21 protein-coding genes and 1 tRNA gene are annotated in these 26,362 nt (G+C 70.0%); 12 read left to right on the top strand and 10 right to left on the bottom strand.

Going from position 1 to position 26,362, the window contains the following annotated elements:
* Positions 1-25: 25 nt before the first annotated feature.
* Together ACZ303_RS01190 and rpsA are read right to left on the bottom strand one after the other, a co-directional pair.
* A complete protein-coding gene (locus ACZ303_RS01190) occupies positions 26-970 on the bottom strand; it encodes a PAC2 family protein (protein ID WP_467333770.1) in 945 nt (314 codons plus the stop codon).
* 232 nt (positions 971-1,202) lie between these two features.
* Complete coding sequence (rpsA, locus tag ACZ303_RS01185; RefSeq protein WP_467333768.1) at positions 1,203-2,711, bottom strand: 30S ribosomal protein S1; 1,509 nt, start codon at positions 2,709-2,711, stop codon at positions 1,203-1,205.
* Between the two features lie 534 nt (positions 2,712-3,245).
* Here rpsA and ACZ303_RS01180 point away from each other — a divergent pair.
* Positions 3,246-4,064 (top strand): class I SAM-dependent methyltransferase, encoded by an 819-nt coding sequence (locus ACZ303_RS01180; protein ID WP_467333766.1) that lies wholly within the window; start codon positions 3,246-3,248, stop codon positions 4,062-4,064.
* A 45-nt stretch (positions 4,065-4,109) separates the two neighbouring features.
* Positions 4,110-6,863 (top strand): ATP-dependent RNA helicase, encoded by a 2,754-nt coding sequence (locus tag ACZ303_RS01175; RefSeq protein WP_467333764.1) that lies wholly within the window; start codon positions 4,110-4,112, stop codon positions 6,861-6,863.
* Between the two features lie 69 nt (positions 6,864-6,932).
* Here ACZ303_RS01175 and ACZ303_RS01170 read toward each other — a convergent pair whose 3' ends face one another.
* The 4 genes from ACZ303_RS01170 to polA all read right to left on the bottom strand — a co-directional run bounded on the left by ACZ303_RS01170 (position 6,933) and on the right by polA (position 11,245).
* On the bottom strand, positions 6,933-7,124 hold the full coding sequence (locus ACZ303_RS01170) for a hypothetical protein (protein ID WP_467333762.1): 192 nt from the start codon (positions 7,122-7,124) through the stop codon (positions 6,933-6,935).
* A 16-nt stretch (positions 7,125-7,140) separates the two neighbouring features.
* Positions 7,141-8,184, bottom strand: coding sequence for a cell envelope lipid trafficking protein PgfA (pgfA, locus tag ACZ303_RS01165; protein WP_467333760.1), 1,044 nt, complete (start codon positions 8,182-8,184; stop codon positions 7,141-7,143).
* Between the two features lie 18 nt (positions 8,185-8,202).
* Positions 8,203-8,337, bottom strand: coding sequence for an SPW_0924 family protein (locus ACZ303_RS01160; protein ID WP_467333758.1), 135 nt, complete (start codon positions 8,335-8,337; stop codon positions 8,203-8,205).
* A 190-nt stretch (positions 8,338-8,527) separates the two neighbouring features.
* Entirely contained in the window at positions 8,528-11,245 is a 2,718-nt protein-coding gene (gene polA, locus ACZ303_RS01155) for a DNA polymerase I (protein WP_467333756.1), read from the bottom strand.
* Between the two features lie 196 nt (positions 11,246-11,441).
* On the opposite strand from polA, the gene ACZ303_RS01150 reads away from it, so the two are divergent.
* Both ACZ303_RS01150 and ACZ303_RS01145 read left to right on the top strand, forming a co-directional pair.
* Entirely contained in the window at positions 11,442-13,730 is a 2,289-nt protein-coding gene (locus tag ACZ303_RS01150) for an FdhF/YdeP family oxidoreductase (RefSeq protein ID WP_467333754.1), read from the top strand.
* 81 nt (positions 13,731-13,811) lie between these two features.
* Entirely contained in the window at positions 13,812-14,294 is a 483-nt protein-coding gene (locus ACZ303_RS01145) for a PaaI family thioesterase (protein WP_467333752.1), read from the top strand.
* Positions 14,295-14,382: 88 nt separating this feature from the next.
* Here ACZ303_RS01145 and ACZ303_RS01140 read toward each other — a convergent pair whose 3' ends face one another.
* Positions 14,383-15,267: an MBL fold metallo-hydrolase gene (locus ACZ303_RS01140; RefSeq protein ID WP_467333750.1), complete on the bottom strand. Its 885-nt coding sequence runs from the start codon at positions 15,265-15,267 to the stop codon at positions 14,383-14,385.
* 136 nt (positions 15,268-15,403) lie between these two features.
* On the opposite strand from ACZ303_RS01140, the gene ACZ303_RS01135 reads away from it, so the two are divergent.
* The 6 genes from ACZ303_RS01135 to ACZ303_RS01110 all read left to right on the top strand — a co-directional run bounded on the left by ACZ303_RS01135 (position 15,404) and on the right by ACZ303_RS01110 (position 22,206).
* Positions 15,404-15,832 carry a MarR family winged helix-turn-helix transcriptional regulator gene (locus ACZ303_RS01135; protein ID WP_467333748.1) on the top strand — a complete coding sequence of 143 codons (429 nt, stop codon included), beginning with the start codon at positions 15,404-15,406 and terminating at the stop codon, positions 15,830-15,832.
* A 560-nt stretch (positions 15,833-16,392) separates the two neighbouring features.
* Positions 16,393-17,610, top strand: a complete 1,218-nt coding sequence (locus tag ACZ303_RS01130; RefSeq protein ID WP_467334593.1) for a branched-chain amino acid ABC transporter substrate-binding protein — start codon at positions 16,393-16,395, stop codon at positions 17,608-17,610.
* A gap of 246 nt (positions 17,611-17,856) precedes the next feature.
* Positions 17,857-18,786, top strand: a complete 930-nt coding sequence (locus ACZ303_RS01125; protein WP_467333746.1) for a branched-chain amino acid ABC transporter permease — start codon at positions 17,857-17,859, stop codon at positions 18,784-18,786.
* 5 nt (positions 18,787-18,791) lie between these two features.
* Entirely contained in the window at positions 18,792-20,630 is a 1,839-nt protein-coding gene (locus ACZ303_RS01120) for a branched-chain amino acid ABC transporter permease (RefSeq protein ID WP_467334591.1), read from the top strand.
* Positions 20,627-21,493 carry an ABC transporter ATP-binding protein gene (locus ACZ303_RS01115; protein WP_467333744.1) on the top strand — a complete coding sequence of 289 codons (867 nt, stop codon included), beginning with the start codon at positions 20,627-20,629 and terminating at the stop codon, positions 21,491-21,493. Before ACZ303_RS01120 ends, ACZ303_RS01115 begins: the two co-directional genes overlap by 4 nt.
* Complete coding sequence (locus ACZ303_RS01110) at positions 21,490-22,206, top strand: ABC transporter ATP-binding protein (RefSeq protein ID WP_467333742.1); 717 nt, start codon at positions 21,490-21,492, stop codon at positions 22,204-22,206. Before ACZ303_RS01115 ends, ACZ303_RS01110 begins: the two co-directional genes overlap by 4 nt.
* 68 nt (positions 22,207-22,274) lie before the next feature.
* Here ACZ303_RS01110 and ACZ303_RS01105 read toward each other — a convergent pair whose 3' ends face one another.
* Positions 22,275-22,925: an ANTAR domain-containing response regulator gene (locus tag ACZ303_RS01105; RefSeq protein WP_467333740.1), complete on the bottom strand. Its 651-nt coding sequence runs from the start codon at positions 22,923-22,925 to the stop codon at positions 22,275-22,277.
* A gap of 99 nt (positions 22,926-23,024) precedes the next feature.
* Here ACZ303_RS01105 and ACZ303_RS01100 point away from each other — a divergent pair.
* Both ACZ303_RS01100 and ACZ303_RS01095 read left to right on the top strand, forming a co-directional pair.
* Positions 23,025-23,097: transfer RNA gene (locus tag ACZ303_RS01100), tRNA-Leu, on the top strand.
* Between the two features lie 110 nt (positions 23,098-23,207).
* Entirely contained in the window at positions 23,208-23,981 is a 774-nt protein-coding gene (locus ACZ303_RS01095) for a transposase (RefSeq protein ID WP_467333738.1), read from the top strand.
* A gap of 1 nt (position 23,982) precedes the next feature.
* Here ACZ303_RS01095 and pyk read toward each other — a convergent pair whose 3' ends face one another.
* Both pyk and ACZ303_RS01085 read right to left on the bottom strand, forming a co-directional pair.
* Positions 23,983-25,410, bottom strand: a complete 1,428-nt coding sequence (pyk, locus tag ACZ303_RS01090; RefSeq protein ID WP_467333736.1) for a pyruvate kinase — start codon at positions 25,408-25,410, stop codon at positions 23,983-23,985.
* A gap of 145 nt (positions 25,411-25,555) precedes the next feature.
* Positions 25,556-26,266, bottom strand: a complete 711-nt coding sequence (locus ACZ303_RS01085; protein WP_467333734.1) for an SIMPL domain-containing protein — start codon at positions 26,264-26,266, stop codon at positions 25,556-25,558.
* Between the last annotated feature and the right edge of the window lie 96 nt (positions 26,267-26,362).

The following is a 26,362-nucleotide window of genomic DNA, read 5'->3' as shown; positions in this document are numbered from 1 at the left end:
GGGCCCCACGGTATCGGGCGGGCGGTCAGTGGCCGCCGTCGCCCTCCCGGTCGGCGAGGAAGCGCTCGAACTCCGCGCCCAGTTCGTCGGCGGACGGCAGTTCGACGGGTTCGGCGACGAGGTTGCCGCGGGTCTCGGAGCCGGACACCGCGTCGTACTGGTGCTCAAGTCCCCGGACGAGGGTGACGAGTTCCTCGTCGCCTTCGGCGATCTGCCGCTCGATCTCCTCCTGCGTACGGAGGGCGGCCGTGCGCAGCGCGTGTGCCGTGTTCGGCAGGACGAGGCCGGTGGCGGCGGTGACCGCTTCGAGGACGGTCAGGGCGGCGTCGGGGTAGGGCGAGCGGGCCACGTAGTGCGGTACGTGCGCGGCGACGCCGAGGACGTCGTGGCCGGCCTCCGCCAGGCGGTACTCGACGAGCGACTCGGCGCTGCCGGGCACCTGCGCCTCGTCGAAGAAGCCGCCGTGACCGGGCATCAGGTCGGTGCGGTTGCCGTGCGGGGTGATGCCGACCGGCCGGGTGTGCGGGACGCCCATGGGGATGCCGTGGAAGTTGACGGACAGCCGGACACCGAGCCGCTCCACCATCTGTCCGACGGCGGCCGCGAAGCGCTCCCACTCGACGTCCGGCTCGGGGCCGGTGAGCAGGAGGAAGGGGGCGCCGGTGGCGTCCTGCACGAGTCGCAGTTCGATCTTCGGGGTCTCGTACGCGCTCCAGCGGTCGCGCTGGAAGGTGAGCAGCGGGCGGCGCGCCCGGTAGTCGATGAGCCGGTCGTGGTCGAAGCGGGCGACGACCTGGTGCGGCAGGCTGTCGAGGAGCCGCTCGACGATCAGGTCGCCGGTCTCTCCGGCGTCGATGTAGCCGTCGAAGTGATAGAGCATGACCAGGCCGGCCGTGTCCTGGGCCAATGCCAGGTCGGCCACGGCGAGCCCCTTGGGCTCCCATTCGTACAAACCCTGCGGATCCAACACAGTGACCGTTCCTCCTCATGTTCCGTACGGGGAACGCATGGGGAGGGCCCGACCATTCCCGCCGTCCGCCGCGCGCAATACCGCGGACACACTCACGGCAAGAGCGGAGGGTAATGAACGGGAGCGGTCAGGAGCGGTCGGGGCTGGACAGGCCGCGGACATGAGTAAGGCCCGCTCCCCAAGGGGAACGGGCCTTACCTCAGTCAGCTGTCAGCTGCTGCCGGTCAGAGCGTCAGCTCTGGCCGCCGGCGAGCTTCTCGCGGAGGGCGGCAAGCGCCTCGTCCGACGCCAGGGCGCCGGAGTTGTCGGCCGACTCCGAGGAGTACGAACCGCCGGAGACGGTGGCACCGCCGGTCGAGGCGGCGGCCGGAGCGGCAGCACCCTCGGCAGCGGCCTGCTCGTCGGCCTCGCGGGACTTGATGACCTGCGCCTGGTGCTGCTCGAAGCGCTGCTGCGCCTCGGCGTACTGGCGCTCCCACTCCTCGCGCTGCTTCTCGTAGCCCTCGAGCCAGTCGTTGGCCTCGGGGTCGAAGCCCTCGGGGTAGATGTAGTTGCCCTGGTCGTCGTAGGACGCGGCCATGCCGTACAGGGTCGGGTCGAACTCGACCACGGACGGGTCGGCACCGAAGGACTCGTTGGCCTGCTTCAGCGAGAGGCTGATGCGACGGCGCTCGAGGTCGATGTCGATGACCTTGACGAAGATCTCGTCGTTGACCTGGACGACCTGCTCCGGGATCTCCACGTGGCGCTCGGCCAGCTCGGAGATGTGGACCAGGCCCTCGATGCCCTCGTCGACGCGCACGAACGCACCGAAGGGAACGAGCTTGGTGACCTTACCCGGGACGACCTGACCGATCTGGTGGGTCCGGGCGAACTGCTGCCACGGGTCTTCCTGCGTCGCCTTGAGCGACAGGGAGACACGCTCGCGGTCCATGTCGACGTCGAGAACCTCGACGGTGACTTCCTGGCCGACCTCGACAACCTCGGAGGGGTGGTCGATGTGCTTCCAGGAGAGCTCGGAGACGTGGACGAGACCGTCGACGCCGCCGAGGTCCACGAACGCACCGAAGTTGACGATCGAGGAAACGACGCCGGAGCGGACCTGGCCCTTCTGCAGGGTCGTGAGGAAGGTCTGGCGGACCTCGCTCTGGGTCTGCTCCAGCCAGGCACGGCGGGACAGGACCACGTTGTTGCGGTTCTTGTCCAGCTCGATGATCTTGGCCTCGAGCTCCTTGCCCACGTAGGGCTGGAGGTCGCGAACGCGGCGCATCTCGACCAGGGAGGCCGGGAGGAAGCCACGGAGGCCGATGTCGAGGATGAGACCACCCTTGACGACCTCAATGACGGTACCGGTGACGATCCCGTCCTCTTCCTTGATCTTCTCGATCGTGCCCCAGGCACGCTCGTACTGAGCGCGCTTCTTGGACAGGATGAGTCGACCTTCCTTGTCCTCCTTCTGGAGAACCAGGGCCTCGATCTCGTCGCCGACCTTGACGACCTCGTTCGGGTCGACGTCGTGCTTGATCGAAAGCTCGCGGGAAGGGATGACGCCTTCGGTCTTGTAACCGATGTCGAGCAGGACCTCGTCCCGGTCGACCTTCACGATGACGCCGTCGACGATGTCGCCGTCGTTGAAGTACTTGATCGTCTCGTCGATCGCGGCGAGGAAGGCTTCCTCGTTACCGATGTCGTTGACCGCAACCTGCGGGGTGGTGGCGGTGGTCTCGGTGCTGCTCGTCATGTGGGAAAAGGCTCCGGTACGGACAGTGAGTCGTAGGTACTGCTACGCCGAGAACCCGTATCGCACCGCCGAAGCCGGACAGCCTTGAAGGCGCACAACCCGAGGGCCCCAGGAATCCGAAGACTCCCGGAGGCTCTCGAAGAAGATCGAAAGCGCCTCGACGACCGAGGGGACATACAACAAGTGCGAGCGCGACCTGCTCCGTCTGAGGCGCGCAGGCCCGCAGCGCAACTTGTAGCATACGGGGGCAGCCGGGCACGGTCAATGCGCGAAGGCGCACACCCGGGACGAAACCCCCCACATCGGGCACAACTTATGTTTTGCGAGGCCACGAGGGCCCCGCCGCACCCCGGAGCTTCACGCTCCGGTCCCCTGTTCCGGTTTCGGAACGGCCCGGATCGCCCCCGCGCCCCGGCACGGCACGGCACCGGCCCCCGTATCGGCCCTCGTATCGGCCGCGGAAGACCGCAGAAGAACCCAGAAGATACGACAAAGTCCACTGAACCACTACTGCCGAGGGCACGACGGTCCAAAATGAGCTCAGAGATCCACGAGTACGAACCGGAAGCGACCCGGCGGGCCAGCGGGGAGACGGAGAGCAGCCGGGCCAGCCGCGGCTGGTGGGACCGCAACGCCGACGAATACCAGAGCGAGCACGGCGCCTTCCTCGGCGACGATCGCTTCATCTGGGGTCCGGAGGGCCTCGACGAGGCCGACGCGGCGCTGCTGGGCCCGGCGAGCGGCCTCAAGGGCCTCGACGTCCTGGAGATCGGCGCCGGCGCGGCGCAGTGCTCGCGCTGGCTGGCGGCGCAGGGCGCCCGGCCGGTGGCCCTCGACCTCTCGCACCGCCAGCTCCAGCACGCCCTGCGCATCGGCGGTGACGTACCGCTGGTGGAGGCGGACGCGGGGGCGCTGCCCTTCGCGGACGGCTCCTTCGACCTGGCGTGCTCGGCCTACGGAGCGGTCCCCTTCGTCGCCGAGCCGGTACGGGTGATGCGCGAGGTGCGCCGGGTGCTGCGGCCCGGAGGGCGCTGGGTCTTCTCCGTCACCCACCCGATCCGCTGGGCGTTTCCCGACGAGCCCGGCCCCGAGGGGCTGTCGGTGGCGGCCTCCTACTTCGACCGCACGCCGTATGTGGAGCAGGACGAGGCCGGGCGCGCCGTCTATGTGGAGCACCACCGCACGATCGGCGACCGGGTGCGCGACGTGGTCGCGGGCGGTTTCCACCTGGTGGACCTGGTGGAGCCGGAGTGGCCGGAGTGGAACACCCAGGAGTGGGGCGGCTGGTCCCCGCTGCGCGGCCATCTGATCCCGGGCACGGCGATCTTCGTCTGTGAGCGCGGGCCGGCCTGACCGGTTCGTTCCGGGCCCGTCCGGGCCTGGGCGAGACTGGGGCGTGTGATCCACGCCGACGGCCCCTCCCCCGAGTCCCAGCTGTCCCCTTTGGACCGGCTGCCCGTACGCACCGCCCTGCCCGCCCTGGCCCGCGCGCTCGACGAGCACGGCGTGGCGGTGCTGTGCGCGCCGCCCGGCACGGGCAAGACGACGCTGGTGCCGCTCGTCCTGGCCGGGCTCGTCGGCGACGGGCCGCGGCGGCGCGTCGTGGTCGCCGAGCCCCGCCGGATCGCGGCGCGCGCGGCCGCGCGCCGCATGGCGTGGCTGCTGGGCGAGGCGGTGGGCGGCCGGGTGGGGTTCACGGTGCGCGGCGAGCGGCGTGTCGGGCCCCGGACGGTGGTGGAGGTGGTCACCACGGGTGTGCTGTTGCAGCGCCTCCAGCGCGACCCGGAGCTCGCCGGTGTCGACGCGGTGATCCTCGACGAGTGCCACGAACGCCACCTCGACGCCGACACCGTCGCCGCCTTCCTCCTGGACGTACGGGCCGCCCTGCGGCCCGAGCTGCGGCTGGTCGCGGCGTCGGCGACCACCGACGCGGAGGGCTGGGCCCGGCTGCTGGGCGACGCGCCGGTCGTGGAGGCGCGGGGCGTCTCCCACCCGGTGGAGGTGGTGTGGGCCCCGCCGGAGCGTCCGGTGCGGCCGCCGCACGGGATGCGGGTGGACCCCGCCCTGCTGGAGCACGTCGCGGGCGTGGTGCGGCGGGCGCTGCGCGAGCGGCCGGGGGATGTGCTGTGTTTCCTGCCCGGCGTCGGGGAGATCGCCCGCGTGGCGGGCCGGCTGGGCGGGCCCGGGGAGCTGGGGGCCGAGGTCCTCCAGGTCCACGGGCGGGCTCCGGCGGCCGTCCAGGACGCGGTGCTGGCCGGTGGCTCGGACCACCGCCGGGTGGTCCTGGCGACGTCGGTGGCGGAGTCGAGCCTGACGGTGCCGGGCGTACGGATCGTGGTGGACGCGGGCCTGGCGCGGGAGCCGCGCGTGGACCACGCGCGCGGGCTGAGCGCGCTCACGACCGTACGGGCGTCCCGGGCCGCCGCCCGGCAGCGCGCGGGACGGGCGGGGCGCGAGGCCCCCGGCGCGGTGTACCGCTGCTGGACGGAGGCCGACGACGCGCGGCTGCCGCGCTTCCCGGCGGCGGAGATCACGGTCGCGGACCTGACGGCGTTCGCCTTGCAGGCGGCGTGCTGGGGCGACCCGGACGCGACGGGCCTCGCCCTCCTCGACCCGCCGCCGGCCGGTGCGATGGCGGCCGCGCGCGAGGTCCTGAACGCCACCGGCGCGATCACGGCGGAGGGCCGCCCCACGGACCGGGGCCGACGGATGGCCCGCCTGGGCGTCCACCCCCGGCTGGCGCGCGCCCTCCTGGACGGCGCGCACGAGGTCGGCGCACGCCGGGCGGCGGAGGTCGTGGCCCTGCTGAGCGAGGAGCCCCCTCGGGAGTACGGCGACGACCTGGCGGCGGCGTGGCGCACGGCGCGCCGCGGCGGCGACGCCTACGCGACCCGCTGGCGCGCGGAGGCCCGCCGGCTGGAGAGCGCGGTACGGGGTGCGGCGGGCGGCGAAGCGGCGGGGCGCGGGCCGGAGGCCGGGGCGGGGCCGGCCGAAGCGCAGGAGGCCGCGGTGCGCGGGACCGCCGGGGGCGGCGGAGGGCGGGGCTCGGCGGCTCGTACCCCTGAGACCTCGGCGGTGCGCGGATCCGCCGGAAGCGGCGAAGGCCCGGGCTCGGCGGCTCGTGGCGGGGCCGAGCGGCAGCGCCCCGGCGGCCGGCCCGACGCCGCCCCCGGTGACGACGCCGTCGCCGGGCTCGTCGCCGCGCTGGCGTTTCCCGAGCGGGTCGCCCGGGCGCGGGGCGAGGGCTCGTATCTGATGGTGTCGGGGACCGGGGCCGAGCTGCGGGACGGGTCGAGGTTGCGGAGTGGGCGGTGGCTGGCGGTGGCCGTCGCGGACCGGCCCGTCGCGGCGGCGTCGGCGCGGGTGACGCTGGGTGCGCTGATCGACGAGGACACCGCGCGGGCGGCCGCCGGGGCCCTGTACGCGGAGGTCGAGGAGGTCCGCTGGTCGGAGGAGCGGCGGGACGTGGTGGCGCGGCGCGTGGAGCGGCTGGGCGCGGTGGAGCTGGCGGAGCGGCCGCTGCGGTCGCCCGACGCCGGGCTCGTCCGGGCGGCGCTGCTGGAGGGGTTGCGGCGGGAGGGGCTGGGGCTGCTGCGCTGGTCGGCCGAGGCGGCCGGGCTGCGGCAGCGGCTGGCGTTCGTCCACCGCGCGCTGGGGGAGCCGTGGCCGGACGTGTCGGAGGAGGCGCTGCTGGCGCGGGCCGAGGAGTGGCTGGCCTGGGAGCTGGAGCGGGCCCGTAGGCGGTCGGATCTGGAGCGGCTGGACGCAGGGAAGGCGCTGGAGCGGCTGCTGCCGTGGGCGAGCGGCGACGCCGCGCGTCTGGACGAGCTGGCGCCCGAGCGCGTCGAGGTGCCGAGCGGCTCGCGGATCCGGGTGGACTACGGCGGTGAGCAGCCTGTCCTCGCGGTCAAGCTGCAGGAGCTGTTCGGGCTCCAGGAAACGCCGCGCGTCGGGGGCGGCCGGGTGCCCGTACTGGTCCACCTGCTGTCACCGGCGGGCCGTCCGGCGGCCGTCACCGCTGACCTGGCGTCCTTCTGGAAGGAGGGCTACCGCTCGGTGCGGGCGGAGCTGCGGGGCCGCTATCCCCGGCACCCGTGGCCCGAGGACCCCTCGACGGCGGTGGCGACGCGGCGTACGAACGCCCGGCGCTGACGTCGGGCGAAAGCCGGCGGCGCCGGGCGGGTCGTGGGGCCGCCCGGCGCCGCCGGGGTGGAGTGGGGTTCAGGGGAGGTACCGCTCGACCGCCGCCGCCCCCTTCTCCTCGATCAGCCGCCTGGCCGCCTCGACCCGTTCGGGCGTGACGTCCCGGCCGGATGCCATGACCAGGTCTTCGGGGTCGTACGGGCGCTCGCCGCCGGTGTAGAGGCGGCGTGGCCGGGACGTGGTGGACGTGTCCTCGGGGCTCTCCTTCACGGTGGGCCTCCTTCACTCAGCGGCCCCTGCCTGGGGTCGGCCATTCAGGTGTCCCTCCATCCTGTGACATTTCCTCCGCGAGTGCATACCGATCTCCCGTCGCCGAGACCCCGGCGTCGGCCCGCGCGCGGCGGGAGCGGGCTTCCAGTACGAGGGCCAGGGCCAGCAGCGCCGTGCCGAGGCCCGCGAAGCCCCACGGCAGGTACGTCGTGAGCAGCAGGACGAGCCGGCGCTGGGAGGTGACGAGCGCGACGGTGGAGTCGACGTAGTCGGGGCGCATCTTCACGTGGCCGGCGAAGGCGGTGATCGGTTTCTTCTCGGGGTGGCCGGTCCAGCGCATCTCCTCCCGGTGGATCTCCTCGCCGTTGACGGGCGCGCCGGTGGTGGGGTCGACCCAGAACATCCGCCGGGTGGAGTACCACCGCTCCAGGCCGAGCTGCCGGACGGTGTCGGGGGTGATGCCGAGGGGCAGCGCGCGCGGTACGGGGACCTGGGTCCAGGGGATGGTCTGCTCGAAGTAGTAGACGCGCAGGCCGCGGAAGGTGCGGGTGCCGCGGTAGTGGATGGGCGCGGAGGTGCGGGTCTGCATGTCGAAGTACTGGTAGTCGTGCTTGCGCACCAGGAAGGGCCACTTGTACGCGATGCCGTCGCGGCGCACCGGGGTGCCGTCGACGTGTTCGCCGCCCGCGTGCACGGGCTGCTGGCTGTGGGCGTCGAAGACGTACCGCTCGGGGATGCGCGAGACCATGGCGCCGTCGGGTCCCGCCATATAGCTGAGGGTGTCCCAGACCACGACGTCGCGGCCGGTGGCCTTCTTGACCTTGTCGGCCTGCTCCACATTGCCCTTGATCGTCTGGACCACGGTGAGGCGGGGGACCTTCTTGGGTTCCATCGTGGCGTAGTCGATGAGGGTCGCGTCCTTCGCCTCCATGACGGCCGTCTGGTAGCGGCCCGCCGGGACCTTGGCCAGGCGGGGGAAGGCGTACCAGCGCAGCAGCGGCGACAGGGCGGTGAGGAAGACGGCGAGGGCGAGGAGGATCAGGCTCGCTTTGCGGCGCATGGCGAGGTCTCCCCGCCGCTAGGGGTGCGCGGGGACGGAGGTGAGCAGCGGCTCGGGTGAGGTCTCGCCCCGGGGCGGGCCGATGGCCGTGACGGTGAGGACGAGGGCGAGGGCCGCGGCCAGTCCGATGGCCGCGGCGGCCAGTGCGCGCATGTTCACGGCCTCCCGGAACCGATGGAGAACTGATGAGAAAACTGATGGGTCATCAGAAAATCGGGGCTGAGGCACCGTAGCAACGCCCGGCCCGGATGAGAACACGTCCCGCACGAGCGGTCCCCGAAACACCGAACCGCCCCCTCGCCGAAGGGCGGGAGGGCGGTACGCGGCCATGGATCAGGCCCGGTCAGTGCGCCGCGGACTCCCAGTCCCCGCCGACACCGACCGACACATCCAGCGGAGCCCGCAGCGACACGGCCCCCGCCATCTCACGGCGGACCAGCTTCTCCACCGCCTCCCGCTCACCCGGCGCGATCTCCAGCACGATTTCGTCGTGCACCTGGAGCAGCATCCGCGAGGACAGCTCCCCGGCCTCCAGCGCCTGACCGACCCGCAGCATCGCGACCTTCACGATGTCGGCGGCCGTGCCCTGGATCGGGGCGTTCAGCGCCATCCGCTCGGCCGTCTCACGACGCTGGCGGTTGTCGCTGTTGAGATCAGGGAGGTAGCGACGGCGGCCCAGCATCGTCTCCGTATAGCCCGTGGCACGGGCCTCCACGACCACACGCTGCAGGTAATCCCGCACACCGCCGAACCGCTCGAAGAAGGTGTCCATCAGTTTGCCCGCCTCGGCGGGCGCGATGTTGAGCTGCTGCGAGAGACCGAACGCCGACAGACCATAGGCCAGCCCGTATGACATGGCCTTGATCTTCCGGCGCATCTCCGGATCGACCTCGCCCTTGGCGACGCCGAACACCTGCGAGGCGACCGTGGTGTGCAGGTCCTCACCCGAGGCGAACGCCTCGATCAGACCCTCGTCCTCCGACAGGTGGGCCATCACCCGCAGCTCGATCTGGCTGTAGTCGGCCGTCATCAGCGACTCATAGCCCTCACCGACGACGAAGCCGCGACGGATCGCCCGGCCCTCGTCCGTGCGCACCGGGATGTTCTGCAGATTCGGGTCCGTCGACGACAGCCGGCCCGTGGCCGCCACCGTCTGATTGAACGTCGTGTGGATCCGCCCGTCGGGGGCGATCGCCTTGATCAGGCCCTCGACCGTGGACCGCAGCCTGGCCTGCTCACGGTGGCGCAGCATGATCACCGGGAGTTCGTTCTCCGTCTGGGCGGCGAGCCAGGCGAGGGCATCGGCGTCCGTGGTGTACCCGGTCTTCGTCTTCTTCGTCTTCGGCAGGCCCAGCTCACCGAAGAGCACCTCCTGCAACTGCTTGGGCGAACCGAGATTGAACTCGTGCCCCGCCGCCGCGTGCGCCTCCGTGACGGCCTGCTGCACAGCCGCCGCGAACTGCTGCTCCATCCGCTCCAGCCAGCCCCGGTCCGCAGCGATACCCGCCCGCTCCAGGCGGGCCAGCAGCGTGCTCGTCGGCAGCTCGACATCGGTGAGCAGCCCGGCCGCGCCCACGTCCTTGAGCCGGCCCGTGAACGCCTCGCCCAGGTCGAGCACCGTACGGGCCCGGCCCATCAGGGCGTCCGCCTCGGCCTGCTCGTCCGCACCGAAGGCCAGCTGGCCGTCACCGGCGGCGGCCGTGGCCAGCTCACGGCCCAGATACTCCACCGACAGCGCCTCCAGGTCGAAGGACCGGCGGCCCGGCTTGACCAGATAGGCGGCCAGCGCCGTGTCCATCGTGACGCCCTCGACGGCGGACCAGCCGTGCTCGGCGAAGACCCGCATGATGGCCTTGGCGTCGTGCATCACCTTCGGCCGGCCCGCGTCCGCGGTCCACGCGGAGAACGCCCGCTCGTCCGCCTCGTCCAGCTCGGCGGGGTCGAACCACGCGGCCGGGCCCTCACCCGTGGCCAGCGCGATCTCGGCGACCCGGCCGCTGCCCAGCGACCAGGAGTCCACCACGGCCACACCGAGCACATGGACGGCGTGCTCGGCCAGCCACGGGGCGAGCTCACCCGCGCCCAGCACCACACCGTCCACCTCGGCACCGGCCGCCGGCGGCTCCTCCTCGGCGACCGCCCCACCCGGGTCCGCCGCCAGCAACCGGTCCCGCAGACCCTGGTTACGGATCTCCAGACCCTCCAGGAACGCCGTCAGCGCCTTACGGTCGTACGCCTCCCGGACCAGGCCCTCCGGGCCCACCGACAGCTCCACGTCCCGCACCATCTCGGTCAGGCGGCGGTTCAGCTTGACGGCCTCCAGATGATCCCGGAGATTCTGCCCCGCCTTGCCCTTGACCTCCTCGACGCGCTCCACCAGCTCCGCGAACGAACCGAACTGGTTGATCCACTTCGCCGCCGTCTTCTCCCCCACACCCGGGATGCCCGGCAGATTGTCCGACGGGTCACCGCGCAGCGCCGCGAAGTCCGGATACTGCGCCGGGCTCAGGCCGTACTTCTCCAGCACCTTCTCCGGGGTGAACCGGGTCAGCTCCGAGACACCCTTGGTGGGATACAGCACCGTGACATCGTCGGAGACCAGCTGGAAGGAGTCCCGGTCACCGGTGACGATCGAGACGTGGAAACCCGCCGCCTCCGCCTGCGTGGCCAGCGTGGCGATCACATCGTCGGCCTCGAAACCGTCCACCGCGAACCGCGGCACCCGCATCGCGTCCAGCAGCTCACCGATCAGCTCCACCTGACCCTTGAACTCGTCCGGAGTCTTCGATCGCGTCGCCTTGTACTCCGGGAACTCCTCCGAGCGCCACGTCTTGCGCGACACATCGAACGCCACCGCGAAATGCGAAGGCTTCTCATCACGCAGCGTGTTCGCGAGCATCGACGCGAAGCCGTACACCGCGTTCGTCGGCTGCCCCGTCGCCGTCGTGAAGTTCTCCGCGGGCAACGCGAAGAACGCCCGGTACGCCATGGAGTGCCCGTCCATCAGGAGCAGGCGGGGGCGGCCTCCCTCCACCACGTCGGTGCCGGTCTCTGCGCTCATCTTCGTTGCCTTTGCTGCCACGCCCCCGATCCTGCCACGGCCCACTGACAATGCGGGCCACGCGCACCTCCCCCCACCGCCTCCACGGCACACTGTCAGCACCCCGTGACAGGATCAGCACGTACACACGACCGCGGACCGCGCCCGCGCACGACACCGCCGACGCGACCGCACCGACCGCTCAAGGGGGAGCGAGATGGCAGGCAAGCCGCCGACAGGCGATCCGGTCCAGGACGCACCCGACGTCACCGCCCCGCAGCACGCCGCCGCCGGACTCCCGGCCATCGCCCACACCCTGCGCATCGCCCAACAGCAGATGGGCGTGCGCCGCACCGCTCTCACCCTCCTCAAGGTCAACCAGAAGGACGGCTTCGACTGCCCCGGCTGCGCCTGGCCCGAGCCGGACAAACGCCACGCCGCCGAATTCTGCGAGAACGGCGCCAAGGCCGTCGCCGAGGAAGCCACCCTGCGCCGCGTCACCCCGGACTTCTTCGCCGCGCACCCCGTCGCCGACCTCGCCCAGCGCAGCGGCTACTGGCTCGGCCAGCAGGGCCGCCTCACCCACCCCATGTATCTGGCCGAGGGCGCCACCGCCTACGAGCCCGTCACCTGGGAGAAGGCGTTCGACATCATCGCCGAGGAGCTCACCGCGCTCTCCTCGCCCGACGAAGCCGTCTTCTACACCTCGGGCCGCACCAGCAACGAAGCCGCGTTCCTCTACCAGCTCTTCGCCCGCGAATTCGGCACCAACAACCTGCCCGACTGCTCCAACATGTGCCACGAGTCCTCCGGCTCCGCCCTCACGGAGACCATCGGCATCGGCAAGGGCAGCGTCCTCCTCGAAGACCTCTACAAAGCCGACCTGATCATCGTCGCCGGACAGAACCCCGGCACCAACCACCCCCGCATGCTCAGCGCCCTCGAAAAGGCCAAGGCCGGCGGCACGAAGATCATCACGGTCAACCCGCTCCCCGAAGCGGGCATGGAACGCTTCAAGAACCCCCAGAACGCCCGCGGCCTCACCGCCGGCGGCACCCCCCTGACCGACCTCTTCCTCCAGATCCGCCTCGGCGGCGACCAGGCCCTCTTCCGCGCCCTCAACCACATCGTCCTGCGGACCGAGGACGCGCTCGACACCGACTTCATCCGCGACCACACCCACGGCTTCGAGGAATTCCGGCGCGCCGCCGACACCACCGACTGGGCCGAAACCCTCCGCGCCACCGGCCTGCGCCGCGACGAGATCGAACGCGCCGCCCGCATGATCCTCGACTCCCGCCGGACCGTCGTCTGCTGGGCCATGGGCCTCACCCAGCACAAGCACGCCGTCCCCACCATCAAGGAAGTCGTCAACCTCCTCCTCCTGCGCGGCGACATCGGCCGCCCCGGCGCCGGCGTCTGCCCCGTCCGCGGCCACAGCAACGTCCAGGGCGACCGCACCATGGGCATCTTCGAACGCCCCGCCCCCGCCTTCCTCGACGCCCTCCAGAAGGAATTCGACTTCACCCCACCACGCGAACACGGCCTCGACGTCGTACGAGCCATCCGCGCCCTGCGCGACGGCCAAGCCAAGGTCTTCTTCGCCATGGGCGGCAACTTCGTCTCCGCCACCCCCGACACCGACGTCACCGAGGCCGCCGTCCGCCGCGCCCGGCTCACCGTCCACGTCTCCACCAAGCTCAACCGCTCGCACGCCGTCACCGGCGCCCGCGCCCTGATCCTGCCCACCCTCGGCCGCACCGAGCGGGACCGGCAGGCAGCCGGCGACCAGTTCGTCACCGTCGAGGACTCCATGGGCATGGTCCACGCCTCCCGCGGCCGCCTCGCCCCCGCGAGCCCCCACCTCCTCTCCGAACCGGCCATCGTCTGCCGCCTCGCCCGCCGCGTACTGGGCACCACCAGCACCACACCCTGGGAAGAGTTCGAGAAGGACTACGGCACCGTCCGCGACCGCATCGCCCGCGTCATCCCCGGCTTCGAGGACTTCAACGCCCGCGTCGCCCGCCCCGGCGGATTCACCCTCCCCCACGCGCCCCGCGACGAACGCCGCTTCCCCACCACCACCGGCAAGGCCAACTTCACCGCGGCCACCGTCGAGTACCCCCAAGTACCCCCAGGCCGCCTGCTGTTGCAGACCCTGCGCTCCCACGACCAGTACAACACCACCATCTACGGCCTCGACGACCGCTACCGCGGCATCAAGAACGGCCGCCGCGTCGTCCTCGTCAACCCCGACGACGCCCGCGAACTCGACCTGGCCGACGGCTCCTACGCCGACCTCGTCAGCGAATGGACCGACGGCACCGAACGCCGCGCACCCGGCTTCCGCGTCGTCCACTACCCCACCGCACGCGGCTGCGCCGCCGCCTACTACCCCGAGACCAACGTCCTGGTCCCCCTCGACCACACCGCCGACACCAGCAACACCCCCGCCAGCAAGTCCCTGGTCATCAGGGTGGAGCAGCAGCTGCCCGACCCCGCGTGAACACCACCCCGAACGCCGGCCAAGGCCGTTGGCCTGATAAGACGTTCGAGACGCAACGACCAAGGACGATCGGAGCAGGACATGGGTGAGCAGAGCCGGACCACGTTCCCGCAGGAGGTCCTGGACCAATGGGCCGGCAGCGGGCTCGACCTGCCCGCCCTGTTCTCCGCCGGACACCTCGGCGAGCGCATGAGCGTCCGCGTCGTCGAGGCCTCCCCCGACCGCGTCGTCGGCACGATGCCGGTCGAGGGCAACACCCAGCCGTACGGACTCCTGCACGGCGGCGCCTCCGCCGTACTCGCCGAGACCCTCGGCTCCGTCGGCGCGATGCTGCACGGCGGCCCCGGCAACCTCGCCGTCGGCGTGGACCTCAACTGCACCCACCACCGCGGAGTCCGCTCCGGACTGGTGACCGGCATCGCCACCCCCGTCCACCGGGGCCGCACCACCGCCACGTACGAGATCGTCGTCACCGACGACCAGGGCAAGCGGGTCTGCAGCGCCCGCCTCACCTGCCTCCTGCGCCCGAACGACACCGCCGGAGGCAACGGCAACGGCGCCTGAGGAACGCGCCGCCCGGGGCTTGTCCGGCCGTGCCCGAGGCGGGCATCGGCCGGGCCCGGGTAGCCGGGACAGTCCCCGGCCCCGGCGGTCAGGCGTCCAGGGGCCGCCAGGCCGGGCCGGCCCCGTCCTGCCGGACGTGTCCGAACACCACGTCGGCGAAGTGGACGCCGAAGCCGATCGTGCCGGGCTCCGCCAGCTCGGCGACGAGGCGGTGGCGGTGGTCGGCCGTCCGGACGCCGTCGTGGTCGAAGGCCGAGGACCATTCCGGGTGGTCGACCTGGATCGGCGAGTGCATGGCGTCACCGAAGGCGATCAGGCGCCGGCCGCCCCCGGTGATCACGTACTCGGCGTGCCCGACGGTGTGGCCGGGCGTGATCCGCACGCGCACGCCGGGGAAGATCTCCTGCCCGTCCGCGATCGTCCGCACGCGCGGCGCCAGGGCCGCGACCTGCTCGGTCATGCCCTGGGCCTCCAGGAGGTCGCGCCGGTCCCACTCCGGCTCGGAGACCAGGTAGTCGGCGTGGGCGAACACGGGCCGGTCACCGCCGGGGGCGGGATGGCAGGCCCAGCCGAGGTGGTCGGAGTGGAGGTGGGTGAAGGCCACCGCTTCGATGTCCTCGGGGCGGCGGCCGAGTTCGGCCAGGCTGTCCGGGAGCGCGCCTCCGTGGATCACGCCGAGGGGGCCGTCCGGAGCCTCGAGCGTCTGCGGGCCGAAGCCCGCGTCGATCAGCAGCGCGCGGTCGCCGTGCTCCACCAGCAGACCGCCGACGCTCCCCACGAGGTGGCCCGTGGCGTCCAGGTACTCCGGGTGCGCGGCCCACACCTCGTCGGTGGTGTCCTGGAGCAGTTCCAGCGGGCGGAGGCGCACATCGCCGTCCGGCACGTACGACACCTTCGTGTCGCCCAGCCGTATCGAGCGGATTCCCGCCGGCCGGCGCAGTCGCCCGTCCCGATCCACCGTCACGTCAGCCATGGGTTCTCTCCCGCGAGTTGAGCCGTCATCAGGTCGTCACGGCGTCTCCCGCGGCGACGACGCCCACCATAAGCATCAAGCTCGAATCATTCAAGCTGTAAATGTTTCGTCTTGACGGACTTGCTAAGGTGAGGGCATGACGACGCCCTCCGAACCGCAGGCCATCGCCGAGCGACAGCTGTGCGGTCTGGTGAACGGACTGGCCCAGCGGATCAACGAGCACGTCCGCGAGCGCGCCGCCACCCTGGGCCTCACCGCACCCCAGGCGACCGCGCTGCGGGAGATGAGCGGGCCGATGACCATGCGGGAGCTCGCCGAACGCATGAGCTGCGAGCCCTCCAACACCACCTTCGTCGTCGACAAGCTGGAAAAGCAGAGCCTGGTCGAGCGCCACCCGCACCCCACCGACCGCCGCGCCAAGCACCTCGTCCTCACCACCGAGGGCACCGCACTGCGCGCACGCCTCCTCGAACTCCTCGCCGTGGACTCCCCGCTGTCCGGCCTCACGCCGCAGGAGCAGCGCGCCCTCCACGGACTGCTGGAGCAGGCCGTCACCTCTCCGTGAGCCGGCGCCGGCGCCAGGGCGGGTCCGGGCCACCCGGGGGCGGGCCGCACCCTTCCATGGGCTCGCCGCGACGACCTTCCCGGAGCCCCCTCCAGGCGCGCCCTCCGGAGCACCGAGAAAAACCACCGCACGTCACCGTGCGTAACATTCACGCCGAGCGGCGCCGCTGATCCACTTCACGCGGGCGCCGCTTTCGCGATCTTCACGGCCCTTCGACGGCCGCGCCACCCGGATCAGGGCCCACACCTCCCCCGACTCCTTAGCGGAGCTGCACGTTCCCACCCACCGAGAAATCGGAATCTCCGCATAAGCGCGAACTGTCCATGCGTTCCCGCTACACAGATGAGGCAGGAGTGACCTGCGTCATAACAAGACAGTCACATCATGGCCAGCACCTCTGCCCCAGATCGCCACACAGCCTTAGAGTCACGGCCAGTCACCACCCCGCCGGGCGGCCCCGCACTTCGCCACCACATCTCACCTCGCCACCCGGCACGCGAAACGGCACCTCAGCAGAGGGGGCCTCGCCAGGGAAGGGAATCACCGTGCGACACCGTTCCTTGCTCATCCTCACCACCGCGCTCACCACAGGCGCCCTCACCCTCACCGCCTGCGGCTCACGCGACGACAAGGGGGGTGGCGACAACAGCGGCGGGAAGAACACCACCGTGGTGATCGGCGTCGACGCCCCCCTCACCGGTGACCTCTCCGCACTCGGCCAAGGCATCAAGAACTCCGCCGAACTCGCCGTCAACAACGCCAACAAGGCCAAAGAGGTGCCCGGCATCACCTTCGCGCTCAAGGCCCTCGACGACCAGGCACAGCCCACCTCCGGCCAGCAGAACGCCACCAAACTCGCCGGCGACAAACAAGTCCTCGGCATCGTCGGCCCCCTGAACTCCAGCGTCGCCCAGTCCATGCAACAAGTCGCCCAGGCCAACAACGTCCCCCTCATCTCCCCCGCCAACACCACCCCCGACCTCACCCAGGGCAAGGACTGGAAACAGAACAACCGCAAACGCCAATTCACGACCTACTTCCGCACCTCGACCACCGACGAGGTACAAGGCGCCTTCGGCGGCCAATTCGCCTACGAGAAGATCAAGGCCAAGACCGTCTACGTCATCGACGACCAGAAGACCTACGGCGTCGGCCTCGCCGCCGCCTTCTCCGCCAAATTCACCGCACTCGGCGGCAAGGTCGTCGGCACCGAACACGTCAACCCCGAGGACCGCGACTTCAAGGCCATCGTCTCCAAGGCCAAGACCGCCAACCCCGACCTCGTCTTCTACGGCGGCGAATACCCCGCGGCCGCACCCCTCAGCCAGCAGATCAAGGACGGCGGCCTCAAGATCCCGCTCATGGGCGGCGACGGCATGTACAGCGCCGACTACATCAACCTCAACAAGAAATCCGCCGGCGACTACGCCACCTCCGTCGGCAAGCCCGTCGAAGAACTCGACTCCGCCAAGAAATTCATCGCCGACTACAAGGCAGCCGGCTACAAGGACCGCTACGAGGCATACGGCGGCTCCACCTACGACGCCGCCTGGGCCCTCATCCAGGCCGTCAAGAACGTCGTCGCCGACAACAACGGCAAACTCCCCGACGACGCCCGCACCAAGGTCGTCGAAGCCCTCAACAAGGTCACCTTCAACGGCGTCACCGGAACCATCGGATTCGACAAATACGGCGACACCACCAACACCATGATCACCGCCTACCAGGTGGACAACAACGCCTGGAAGTCCCGCCACAGCGCCGAATACAAGGGCTGACCCGGGCGCCCGCCGCCCACCTCACACCCACGCGCCAAGCGCGAGCGCCGGCACCCGGCACCGCCCTGAGCACAAAGCTCACACCGGCACCGCCACGCCACCGCACACCAGCACCCACACCGCGGTGACAAAACACCGCACCCAACAACGGCCCCGGCCGTGCGGGAAACCACCACACGCACCACCCACCCCGCACGGCCCGCCGCGAACGGCCCAGCACCCCAACCCACCCACGGAGGCCCGGCGGTGCACGAACTGCCGCAACAGCTGGCCAACGGACTCATCCTCGGCGCGATGTACGGACTCATCGCGATCGGCTACACGATGGTCTACGGCATCGTCCAGCTCATCAACTTCGCCCACGGCGAGATCTTCATGGTCGGCGGCTTCGGCGCACTGACCGCCCACCTCATCCTCCCCGACGGCACCGCACTCGCCCTCGCCCTCCCCCTCATGATCCTCGGCGGCATCCTCGCCTCCGTCGCCGTCGGCGTCGCCGCCGAACGCTTCGCCTACCGACCCCTCCGCAACGCCCCCCGCCTCGCCCCCCTCATCACCGCCATCGGCCTGTCCATCGCCCTCCAACAGGCCATCTGGAAGTGGTACCCCGACGCCAAAAAGGCCCGAGTCTTCCCCCAGTTCAAGGGCGAATCCCTCGACATCCTCGGCGCCACCGTCCAACGCGGCGAAATCTTCCTCCTCGTCGCCGCCCCCCTGTGCATGCTCGCCCTCGGCCTCTTCGTCGCCAAGACCCGCACCGGCCGCGGCATGCAGGCCACCGCCCAGGACCCCGACACCGCCAAGCTCATGGGCATCAACACCGACCGCATCATCGTCATCGCCTTCGCCATCGGCGCCGCCTTCGCCGCCATCGCCGCCGTCGCCCACGGCCTCAAATACGGCCAGGTCGACTTCCGCATGGGCTTCATCACCGGCCTCAAAGCCTTCACCGCCGCCGTCCTCGGCGGCATCGGCAACATCTACGGCGCCATGCTCGGCGGCGTCGTCCTCGGCGTCGCCGAAGCCCTCGCCACCGGCTACATCGAGGAGATCCCCGGCATGACCCAATTCGGCGGCGGCTCCTGGAAAGACGTCTGGGCCTTCGTCCTCCTCATCCTCGTCCTGCTGCTCCGCCCACAAGGGCTGCTCGGCGAACGCGTCGCGGATCGGGCGTGACCCCCATGACCAACAAGAAGACGACCAACAAGAAGACAACCACCACAACGAACCACCCCACAGCAGCCCGCCCCACTCAACTCATCCCCCTCCCCACCACCGCCGCCCGGCTCACCACCCTCACCGGCGCCACCCTCACCATCATCTCCACCTTCCTCGCCTGGACCTGGACCACCGCCTTCCCCGGCAACCTCACCGTCAACGGCTACCCCGGCGGCCTCCAGACCATCACCCTCACCGGCGCCCTCCTCACCCTCCTCTTCGCCCTCGCCGGACGCCCCACCCCCGGCCTGCGCTGGCTCACCCCCGCAGGCTCCACCGCACCCACCCTCCTCCTGGCCCTCGGCACCCTCGCCACCACCTGGTACACCCTCGGCGCCATCACCACCGACCTCGGCGGCCTCGCCAACCTCGAACCCGGCGGCTACATCGCCGCCACCACCACCCTCATCACCCTCATCGGCACCCTCGCCCTCCCCACCGACCAGCCCTACGACGACGCCGGCGGCACCACACCACCCACCCCCTGGCGCCGCTTCCGCCACACCCTCACCACCCGCCGACCACCCCGCCCCCAACCACTCCCCACCTGGGCCGAAATCCTCGTCATCGCCGCCGCCTACGCCCTCGGCCTCCACCTCTTCACCTACGGCATCGACACCGAATACGGCGAACTCTTCGTCGGCTACCTCCTCCTCACCTGCGCCGGCCTCCTCGCACTCGCCCGCGCCGGACTCACCACCCGCCTCAGCAACCTCACCGCCAAACACCGCAACATCACCCTGGCCGCCGCCTTCATCGCCGCCGCCTGCTTCCCCCTCACCCAGACCAACGACGCCTACACCAACCTCGCCACCAGCATCCTGATCTTCGCCACCGTCGCCCTCGGCCTCAACGTCGTCGTCGGCCTCGCCGGCCTCCTCGACCTCGGCTACGTCGCCTTCCTCGGCGTCGGCGCCTACGCCGCCGCCCTCGTCTCCGGCTCACCCGAATCCGCGATCGGCGTCCACTTCCCCTTCTGGGCAGCCGTCCTCACCGGCATCGGCGCCTCCCTCGTCTTCGGCATCGTCATCGGCGCCCCCACCCTGCGACTCCGCGGCGACTACCTCGCCATCGTCACCCTCGGCTTCGGCGAGATCTTCCGCATCACCATGCTCAACCTCAACGGGAAAACCGGCCCCGACATCACCAACGGCGCCATGGGAATCCCCAACATCCCCGAACTCGAAATCCTCGGCTTCAACTTCGGCCAAACACACGACATCCTCGGCGCACCCATCGGCCGCTTCGGCAACTACTACCTGCTGATGCTCCTCGCCACCCTCCTCGTCGTCCTCGTCTTCCGACGAGCCGCCGAATCCCGCATCGGCCGCGCCTGGGTCGCCATCCGCGAGGACGAGACCGCCGCCACCGCCATGGGCATCAACGCCTTCCGCCTCAAACTCCTCGCCTTCGCCCTCGGCGCCTCCCTCGCCGGACTCGCCGGCACCGTACAAGCCCACGTCATCACCACCGCCACCCCCGACCAATACCAATTCGCCGGCACCGTCCCGCCCAACTCCGCCTTCCTCCTCGCCGCCGTCATCCTCGGCGGAATGGGCACCATCAGCGGCCCCGTCATCGGCGCGGCACTGCTCTACCTCATCCCCAACAAGATGGACTTCATGGCCGACTACCAACTCCTCCTCTTCGGCGTCGCACTCATCCTCCTGATGCGATTCCGCCCCGAGGGCCTGGTCGCCGACCGCCGCAAACAACTCGAATTCCACGAGACCGACCAACTCGCCGTACCCGAACCACGCCTCCCCGACAACACCGTCGGCATCACCAAAGCGGAGGCATGACCCCCATGGCCACCACCACCGCGACCAAAACCCCGGTCCTCAGCGCCACCGGCGTCACCATGCGCTTCGGAGGACTCACCGCCGTACGAAGCGTCGACCTCACCGTCTCCCCCGGCGAAATCGTCGGCCTCATCGGCCCCAACGGCGCCGGAAAAACCACCTTCTTCAACTGCCTCACCGGCCTCTACGTACCCACCGAAGGCACCGTCACCTACCGCGACACCGTCCTACCCCCCAAACCCCACCTCGTCACCCAGGCCGGCATCGCCCGCACCTTCCAGAACATCCGCCTCTTCGCCAACATGACCGTCCTCGAAAACGTCCTCGTCGGACGCCACACCCGCACCAAAGAAGGCCTCTTCTCCGCCCTCCTCCGCAGCCCCCGCTTCCACCGCGCCGAAGCCGCCTCCAAACAACGCGCCATGGAACTCCTCGACTTCACCGGCCTCGCCGCCAAAGCCGACCACCTCGCCCGCAACCTCCCCTACGGCGAACAACGCAAGCTCGAAATCGCCCGCGCCCTCGCCAGCGACCCCGGCCTCCTCCTCCTCGACGAACCCACCGCCGGAATGAACCCCCAGGAAACCCGCGCCACCGAAACCCTCGTCCGCGACATCCGCGCCCAAGGCACCGCCGTCCTCGTCATCGAGCACGACATGCGCTTCATCTTCAACCTCTGCGACCGCGTCGCCGTCCTCGTCCAGGGCGAAAAGCTCATCGAAGGCACCTCGGACATCGTCCAGGCCGACGAACGCGTCATCGCCGCCTACCTCGGCACCCCCTTCGAAGGCGCCCCCGGCCAGGAAGAACTCGCCGAAGTCGAAGCCGCAGAGGCCGACGCCCGTACGGAGGACAACCGATGACCCCCCTCCTCGAAGTCGAGAACCTCCGCGTCGCCTACGGCAAGATCGAAGCGGTCAAGGGCATCACCTTCACCGTCGAGGCCGGCCAGGTCGTCACCCTCATCGGCACCAACGGCGCCGGCAAGACCACCACCCTCCGCACCCTCTCCGGCCTCCTCAAACCCCTCGCCGGCACGATCCGCTTCGACGGCCGCCCGCTCACCGGCACCCCCGCCCACAAGATCGTCGCCCTCGGCCTCGCCCACTCCCCCGAAGGCCGCCACATCTTCCCCCGCCTCACCATCGCCGAGAACCTCCAGCTCGGAGCGTTCCTCCGCAAGGACGCCGACGGCATACGGAAGGACACCCAGCGCGTCTACGACCTCTTCCCCATCCTCGGCGAACGCTCACGCCAAGCCGCGGGCACGCTCTCCGGCGGCGAACAACAGATGCTCGCCATGGGGCGCGCCCTGATGTCCCGCCCCAAGCTCCTCATGCTCGACGAGCCCTCCATGGGCCTCTCGCCGATCATGATGCAGAAGATCATGGAGACCATCGCCGAGCTCAAGGCCGGCGGCACGACGATCCTCCTCGTCGAACAGAACGCACAGGCCGCGCTCTCCCTGGCCGACCATGGTCACGTCATGGAGATCGGCAAGATCGTCCTGTCCGGGACGGGGGCGGACCTGCTGCACGACGAGTCAGTACGGAAGGCCTACCTGGGCGAGGACTGAGGGTACGTACGCACGCGAAGGGCCCGCCGGAACGATCACCGGCGGGCCCATGCACTCGCTGCGCGGGGCTACTGCCCCTTCGCCGACTTCTTCTCCTCGGCGTCCTCGATGACCGCCTCGGCCACCTGCTGCATCGACAGCCGGCGATCCATCGACGTCTTCTGGATCCACCGGAACGCGGCCGGCTCCGTCAGCCCGTACTGCGTCTGCAACACGCTCTTCGCCCGGTCGACGAGCTTCCGCGTCTCCAGCCGCTGGGAGAGGTCCGCGACCTCCTGCTCCAGGGCCTTCAGCTCGGTGAACCGCGACACCGCCATCTCGATGGCGGGCACGACGTCGCTCTTGCTGAACGGCTTCACGAGGTAGGCCATCGCGCCGGCGTCCCGGGCCCGCTCGACGAGCTCGCGCTGGGAGAACGCGGTCAGCATCAGGACGGGGGCGATCGAGTCGGCGGCGATCTGCTCGGCGGCGGAGATCCCGTCGAGGACGGGCATCTTCACGTCCAGGATCACGAGGTCCGGCTTGTGCTCCCGGGCCAGCGCGACCGCGGTCTCACCATCGCCGGCTTCGCCCACGACGGAGTAGCCCTCTTCCTCCAGCATCTCTTTCAGGTCGAGGCGGATCAGGGCCTCGTCCTCGGCGATCACGACGCGGGTGGTGTGCGGAGGGGTGTGCGGCTGCTCGTCGTCGACGGGCGGCGTGGGCTCGGCGGCGGTCACGGGTCTCCTCGATCAGGGCAGGTGGTGCCTCATGAGCCTACCTAGCTGCGGTATGTTTGACGCACGGAGGGTTTCCGCTAACCTTGGTTTCATAGGCTAGCCCCGGTAGCCCAGCGGTAGAGGCCATGGATTCAAAACCCATACAGCGTCGGTTCGAATCCGACTCGGGGCACTTTCCCTTCGTTTCCAAGGTCAGCCAATGATTGGCGATCTTCACTCAGTGCGGTGAACGCACCCACGAACCAGCCTCGGCTGTGCCGAATCCCAGCCACGCTCGCTGTTATGTACGACCTCGAAACGCGCACTCGCGCGGTTGCGATGATGCGGGACGGCGTGTCCAACAAAGTGGTGGCGGCGCAGTTCGGCATACCTCTGGGAACCATCAGCTGGTGGAGGCATGAAGATCGGAGACGCCGAGGAGAGGTCTTCGTCCGCCCCAACCACTGCCCGAAGTGCACAGGCTGCGACTTGGACCACAAGGCGTATGCCTACCTGTTCGGCCTCTATCTCGGCGACGGTCACATCATCTCCAAGCCCAAGCAACACCACCTGTCCATCTTCTGCGCCGACGCATGGCCCGGCTTGATCGAAGCCGCCGAAGCGGCGATGCGCGCGGTCATGCCCCAATACCGCGTAAGCCGCCGCCAAAAACACGGCTGTACTGAAGTGAAGTCCTGTACACAGCACTGGACTTGCCTGTTCCCTCAGCATGGCCCCGGCAAGAAGCACGAACGGCTCATCCAGCTCCATGACTGGCAGGATGCCATCGTGGAGGAACACCCGTGGGAGTTCATACGCGGCCTCATCCACTCCGACGGCTGCCGCATCACCAACTGGACCACCCGCCTCGTCGCGGGTGAGCGCAAGCGCTACGAGTACCCCCGGTACTTCTTCGCCAACAAATCCGAGGACATCCTCGGCATCTACGCCTACGCCCTCGACATGGTCGGCGTCGAGTGGACCATGACCCGTCGCGGCAAGGACCCGTTCAACATCTCCGTCGCACGCCGCGACTCCGTCGCTCTCATGGACGCCCACATCGGCCCCAAATACTGACCTACCGGTCCTCCCCGATGTGGTGCACCCGCACCAGGTTCGTCGTCCCCGCCACCCCCGGCGGGGACCCCGCCGTGATGATGACCATGTCGCCCTGGCGACAGCGGCCGATCCTCAGCAGGTACTCGTCGACCTGGTCGACCATCTCGTCCGTCGTCTGGACCATCGGGCCCAGGAACGTCTCCACTCCCCACGTCAGGTTCAGTTGCGATCGCGTCCCCGGCTCCGGCGTGAACGCCAGGAGCGGGATCGGTGACCGGTAGCGCGAGAGCCGCCGGGCCGTGTCACCGGATTGAGTGAAGGCCACCAGGAACTTCGCGCCCAGGAAGTCGCCCATTTCGGCGGCGGCGCGGGCCACCGAGCCGCCCTGGGTGCGGGGCTTGCTGCGTTCGCTGAGCGGTGGGAGGCCCTTCGCGAGGACGTCCTCCTCCGCTGCCGCGACGATGCGGCCCATCGTCTTGACCGTTTCGACAGGGTATTTGCCCACGCTCGTCTCGCCGCTCAGCATCACCGCGTCGGTGCCGTCGATGACCGCGTTGGCGACGTCCGAGGCTTCCGCGCGCGTGGGGCGGGACGCGTCGATCATGGAGTCGAGCATCTGCGTGGCGACGATGACCGGCTTGGCGTTGCGCTTGGCGAGCTTGATGGCGCGCTTTTGAACGATCGGGACCGTTTCCAGGGGCATTTCGACGCCCAGGTCGCCTCGGGCGACCATGATGCCGTCGAAGGCGTCGACGATGCCGTTGAGGTTCTCCACCGCCTGGGGTTTTTCGATCTTGGCGATGGCGGGGAGGCGGCGGCCTTCCTCGTCCATGACGCGGTGAACGTCGTGGATATCGTGGGCGCTGCGGACGAAGGACAGGGCGATGATGTCGGCGCCGGTGTTGATGGCCCAGCGGAGGTCTTCGACGTCCTTGCGGGAGAGGGCGGGGACGGAGACGGCTACGCCGGGGAGGTTGAGGCCCTTGTGGTCGGAGACCATGCCGCCTTCGATGACGATGGTCTTGACGCGGGGGCCGTCGACCTCGGTGACTTCGAGGGTGACGCGGCCGTCGTCGACGAGGATGCGTTCGCCTTTGGTGACGTCGGTGGCGAGGCCGTCGTAGGTGGTGCCGCAGGTGTGGCGGTCGCCTTGGACGCCTTCTTCGACGGTGATGGTGAATTCGTCGCCGCGTTCGAGGAGTACGGGGCCTTCGTGGAATCGACCGAGGCGGATCTTCGGGCCTTGAAGGTCGGCGAGGATGCCGACGTTGCGGCCGGTTTCCTCGGCCGCTTTTCGTACGTGCTGGTACCGCGCCTCGTGGTCGGCGTAGGTGCCGTGGCTGAGGTTGAAGCGTGCGACGTCCATGCCGGCTTCGACGAGTGCCTTGATCTGCTCGTACGAGTCGGTGGCGGGCCCCAGGGTGCAGACGATTTTTGCTCGGCGCATGGCACGACCTTATGACCTACTGATGGGTAGGCAATTGGCTGCCGGAGACACCTCAACGGCCTTTGAGTAAAAGCTTGTTGACGAGATGTGAAACGTGCGCGGGGGTGCTCTGATGAGCGTTTGGCGTGCGCCCCGCGCTGGTGTTTCAGAGGCTGGGGCGGCTCATGGTGAAGCGTGCGCTGACCTGTGCGTGGACGGTCTGGCGGCGGGGTTCGAGGTCGAGTGCGGGGGCGGGGGCGGCGCCGCCGGGGGCGGCCGGTGCGCCTCCGAAGCGGGGGCGCGCGCCGGCGTAGGGGGATGGGCCGGGGACGCCGGCGTTCTCGGCGCCGTCGTCGGCGAGCTCGATGAGGGCGTCGAGGTGGGCGCCCACGGCTTCGGCGTATTCGCGGGCGCGTTGGACGGCTTCGCGTACGGCTTGCTGCCGGGCCTGGCGGTGGGCGGGTGAGGTGGGGCGCAAGGCCCACCAGGGGCCGTCGATGCGGGTGAGGTCGAGGTCGGCGAGGCGGGTGGTGAGTTCGCCGAGGGTGGTGAAGTCGTTGAGGGTGGCGGTGAGGCGGACGCTGCCGTGGTAGGCGCGGATGCGTTCGTTGCGGCCCTTGTCGGTGAGTTGGGGGGTGATGGTGAAGGAGCCGGTTTCGAGTTTTTCGACGGTGTCGCCGTAGGACTTGAGGAGGTCGAGGGCTTGTTTGTTGCGGTGGGTGAGGTCTTCGAGGGCGGTGCGTCGGTCGGTGCCGCGTGCGCTGATGGTGATGGTGATGCGGGCGATTTCGGGGTCGACTTCGAGGCGGGCTTCGCCTCGGACGGCGAGGCGGGGGGTGTCGGGGGTGCCGTAGGGCAGGGGTTGGGGTGTGGTCATGGGGTCAGCGTCTCAGGTGGGTTGTGGGGGTGAGGTTACTGGTCGGTCACCGGATCGCAACCTTGTGGGGGTGTTGGGGGCGGGGGTCTCGGGGCC

The sequence above is a fragment of the Streptomyces sp. NPDC023527 genome (assembly GCF_055560115.1).
Note: the sequence above shows the minus strand (reverse complement) of the source record. Positions and strands in the feature narration are given on the sequence as shown.

Bases quoted from the DNA above. Each gene is read 5' to 3' on its own strand.
- rpsA (WP_467333768.1), bottom strand. From the start codon at position 2,711: ATGACGAGCAGCACCGAGACCACCGCCACCACCCCGCAGGTTGCGGTC.
- ACZ303_RS01180 (WP_467333766.1), top strand. From the start codon at position 3,246: ATGAGCTCAGAGATCCACGAGTACGAACCGGAAGCGACCCGGCGGGCC.
- pgfA (WP_467333760.1), bottom strand. From the start codon at position 8,184: ATGCGCCGCAAAGCGAGCCTGATCCTCCTCGCCCTCGCCGTCTTCCTC.
- ACZ303_RS01160 (WP_467333758.1), bottom strand. From the start codon at position 8,337: ATGCGCGCACTGGCCGCCGCGGCCATCGGACTGGCCGCGGCCCTCGCC.
- polA (WP_467333756.1), bottom strand. From the start codon at position 11,245: ATGAGCGCAGAGACCGGCACCGACGTGGTGGAGGGAGGCCGCCCCCGC.
- ACZ303_RS01150 (WP_467333754.1), top strand. From the start codon at position 11,442: ATGGCAGGCAAGCCGCCGACAGGCGATCCGGTCCAGGACGCACCCGAC.
- ACZ303_RS01145 (WP_467333752.1), top strand. From the start codon at position 13,812: ATGGGTGAGCAGAGCCGGACCACGTTCCCGCAGGAGGTCCTGGACCAA.
- ACZ303_RS01140 (WP_467333750.1), bottom strand. From the start codon at position 15,267: ATGGCTGACGTGACGGTGGATCGGGACGGGCGACTGCGCCGGCCGGCG.
- ACZ303_RS01135 (WP_467333748.1), top strand. From the start codon at position 15,404: ATGACGACGCCCTCCGAACCGCAGGCCATCGCCGAGCGACAGCTGTGC.
- ACZ303_RS01120 (WP_467334591.1), top strand. From the start codon at position 18,792: ATGACCAACAAGAAGACGACCAACAAGAAGACAACCACCACAACGAAC.
- ACZ303_RS01115 (WP_467333744.1), top strand. From the start codon at position 20,627: ATGACCCCCATGGCCACCACCACCGCGACCAAAACCCCGGTCCTCAGC.
- ACZ303_RS01110 (WP_467333742.1), top strand. From the start codon at position 21,490: ATGACCCCCCTCCTCGAAGTCGAGAACCTCCGCGTCGCCTACGGCAAG.
- ACZ303_RS01095 (WP_467333738.1), top strand. From the start codon at position 23,208: ATGTACGACCTCGAAACGCGCACTCGCGCGGTTGCGATGATGCGGGAC.
- pyk (WP_467333736.1), bottom strand. From the start codon at position 25,410: ATGCGCCGAGCAAAAATCGTCTGCACCCTGGGGCCCGCCACCGACTCG.
- ACZ303_RS01085 (WP_467333734.1), bottom strand. From the start codon at position 26,266: ATGACCACACCCCAACCCCTGCCCTACGGCACCCCCGACACCCCCCGC.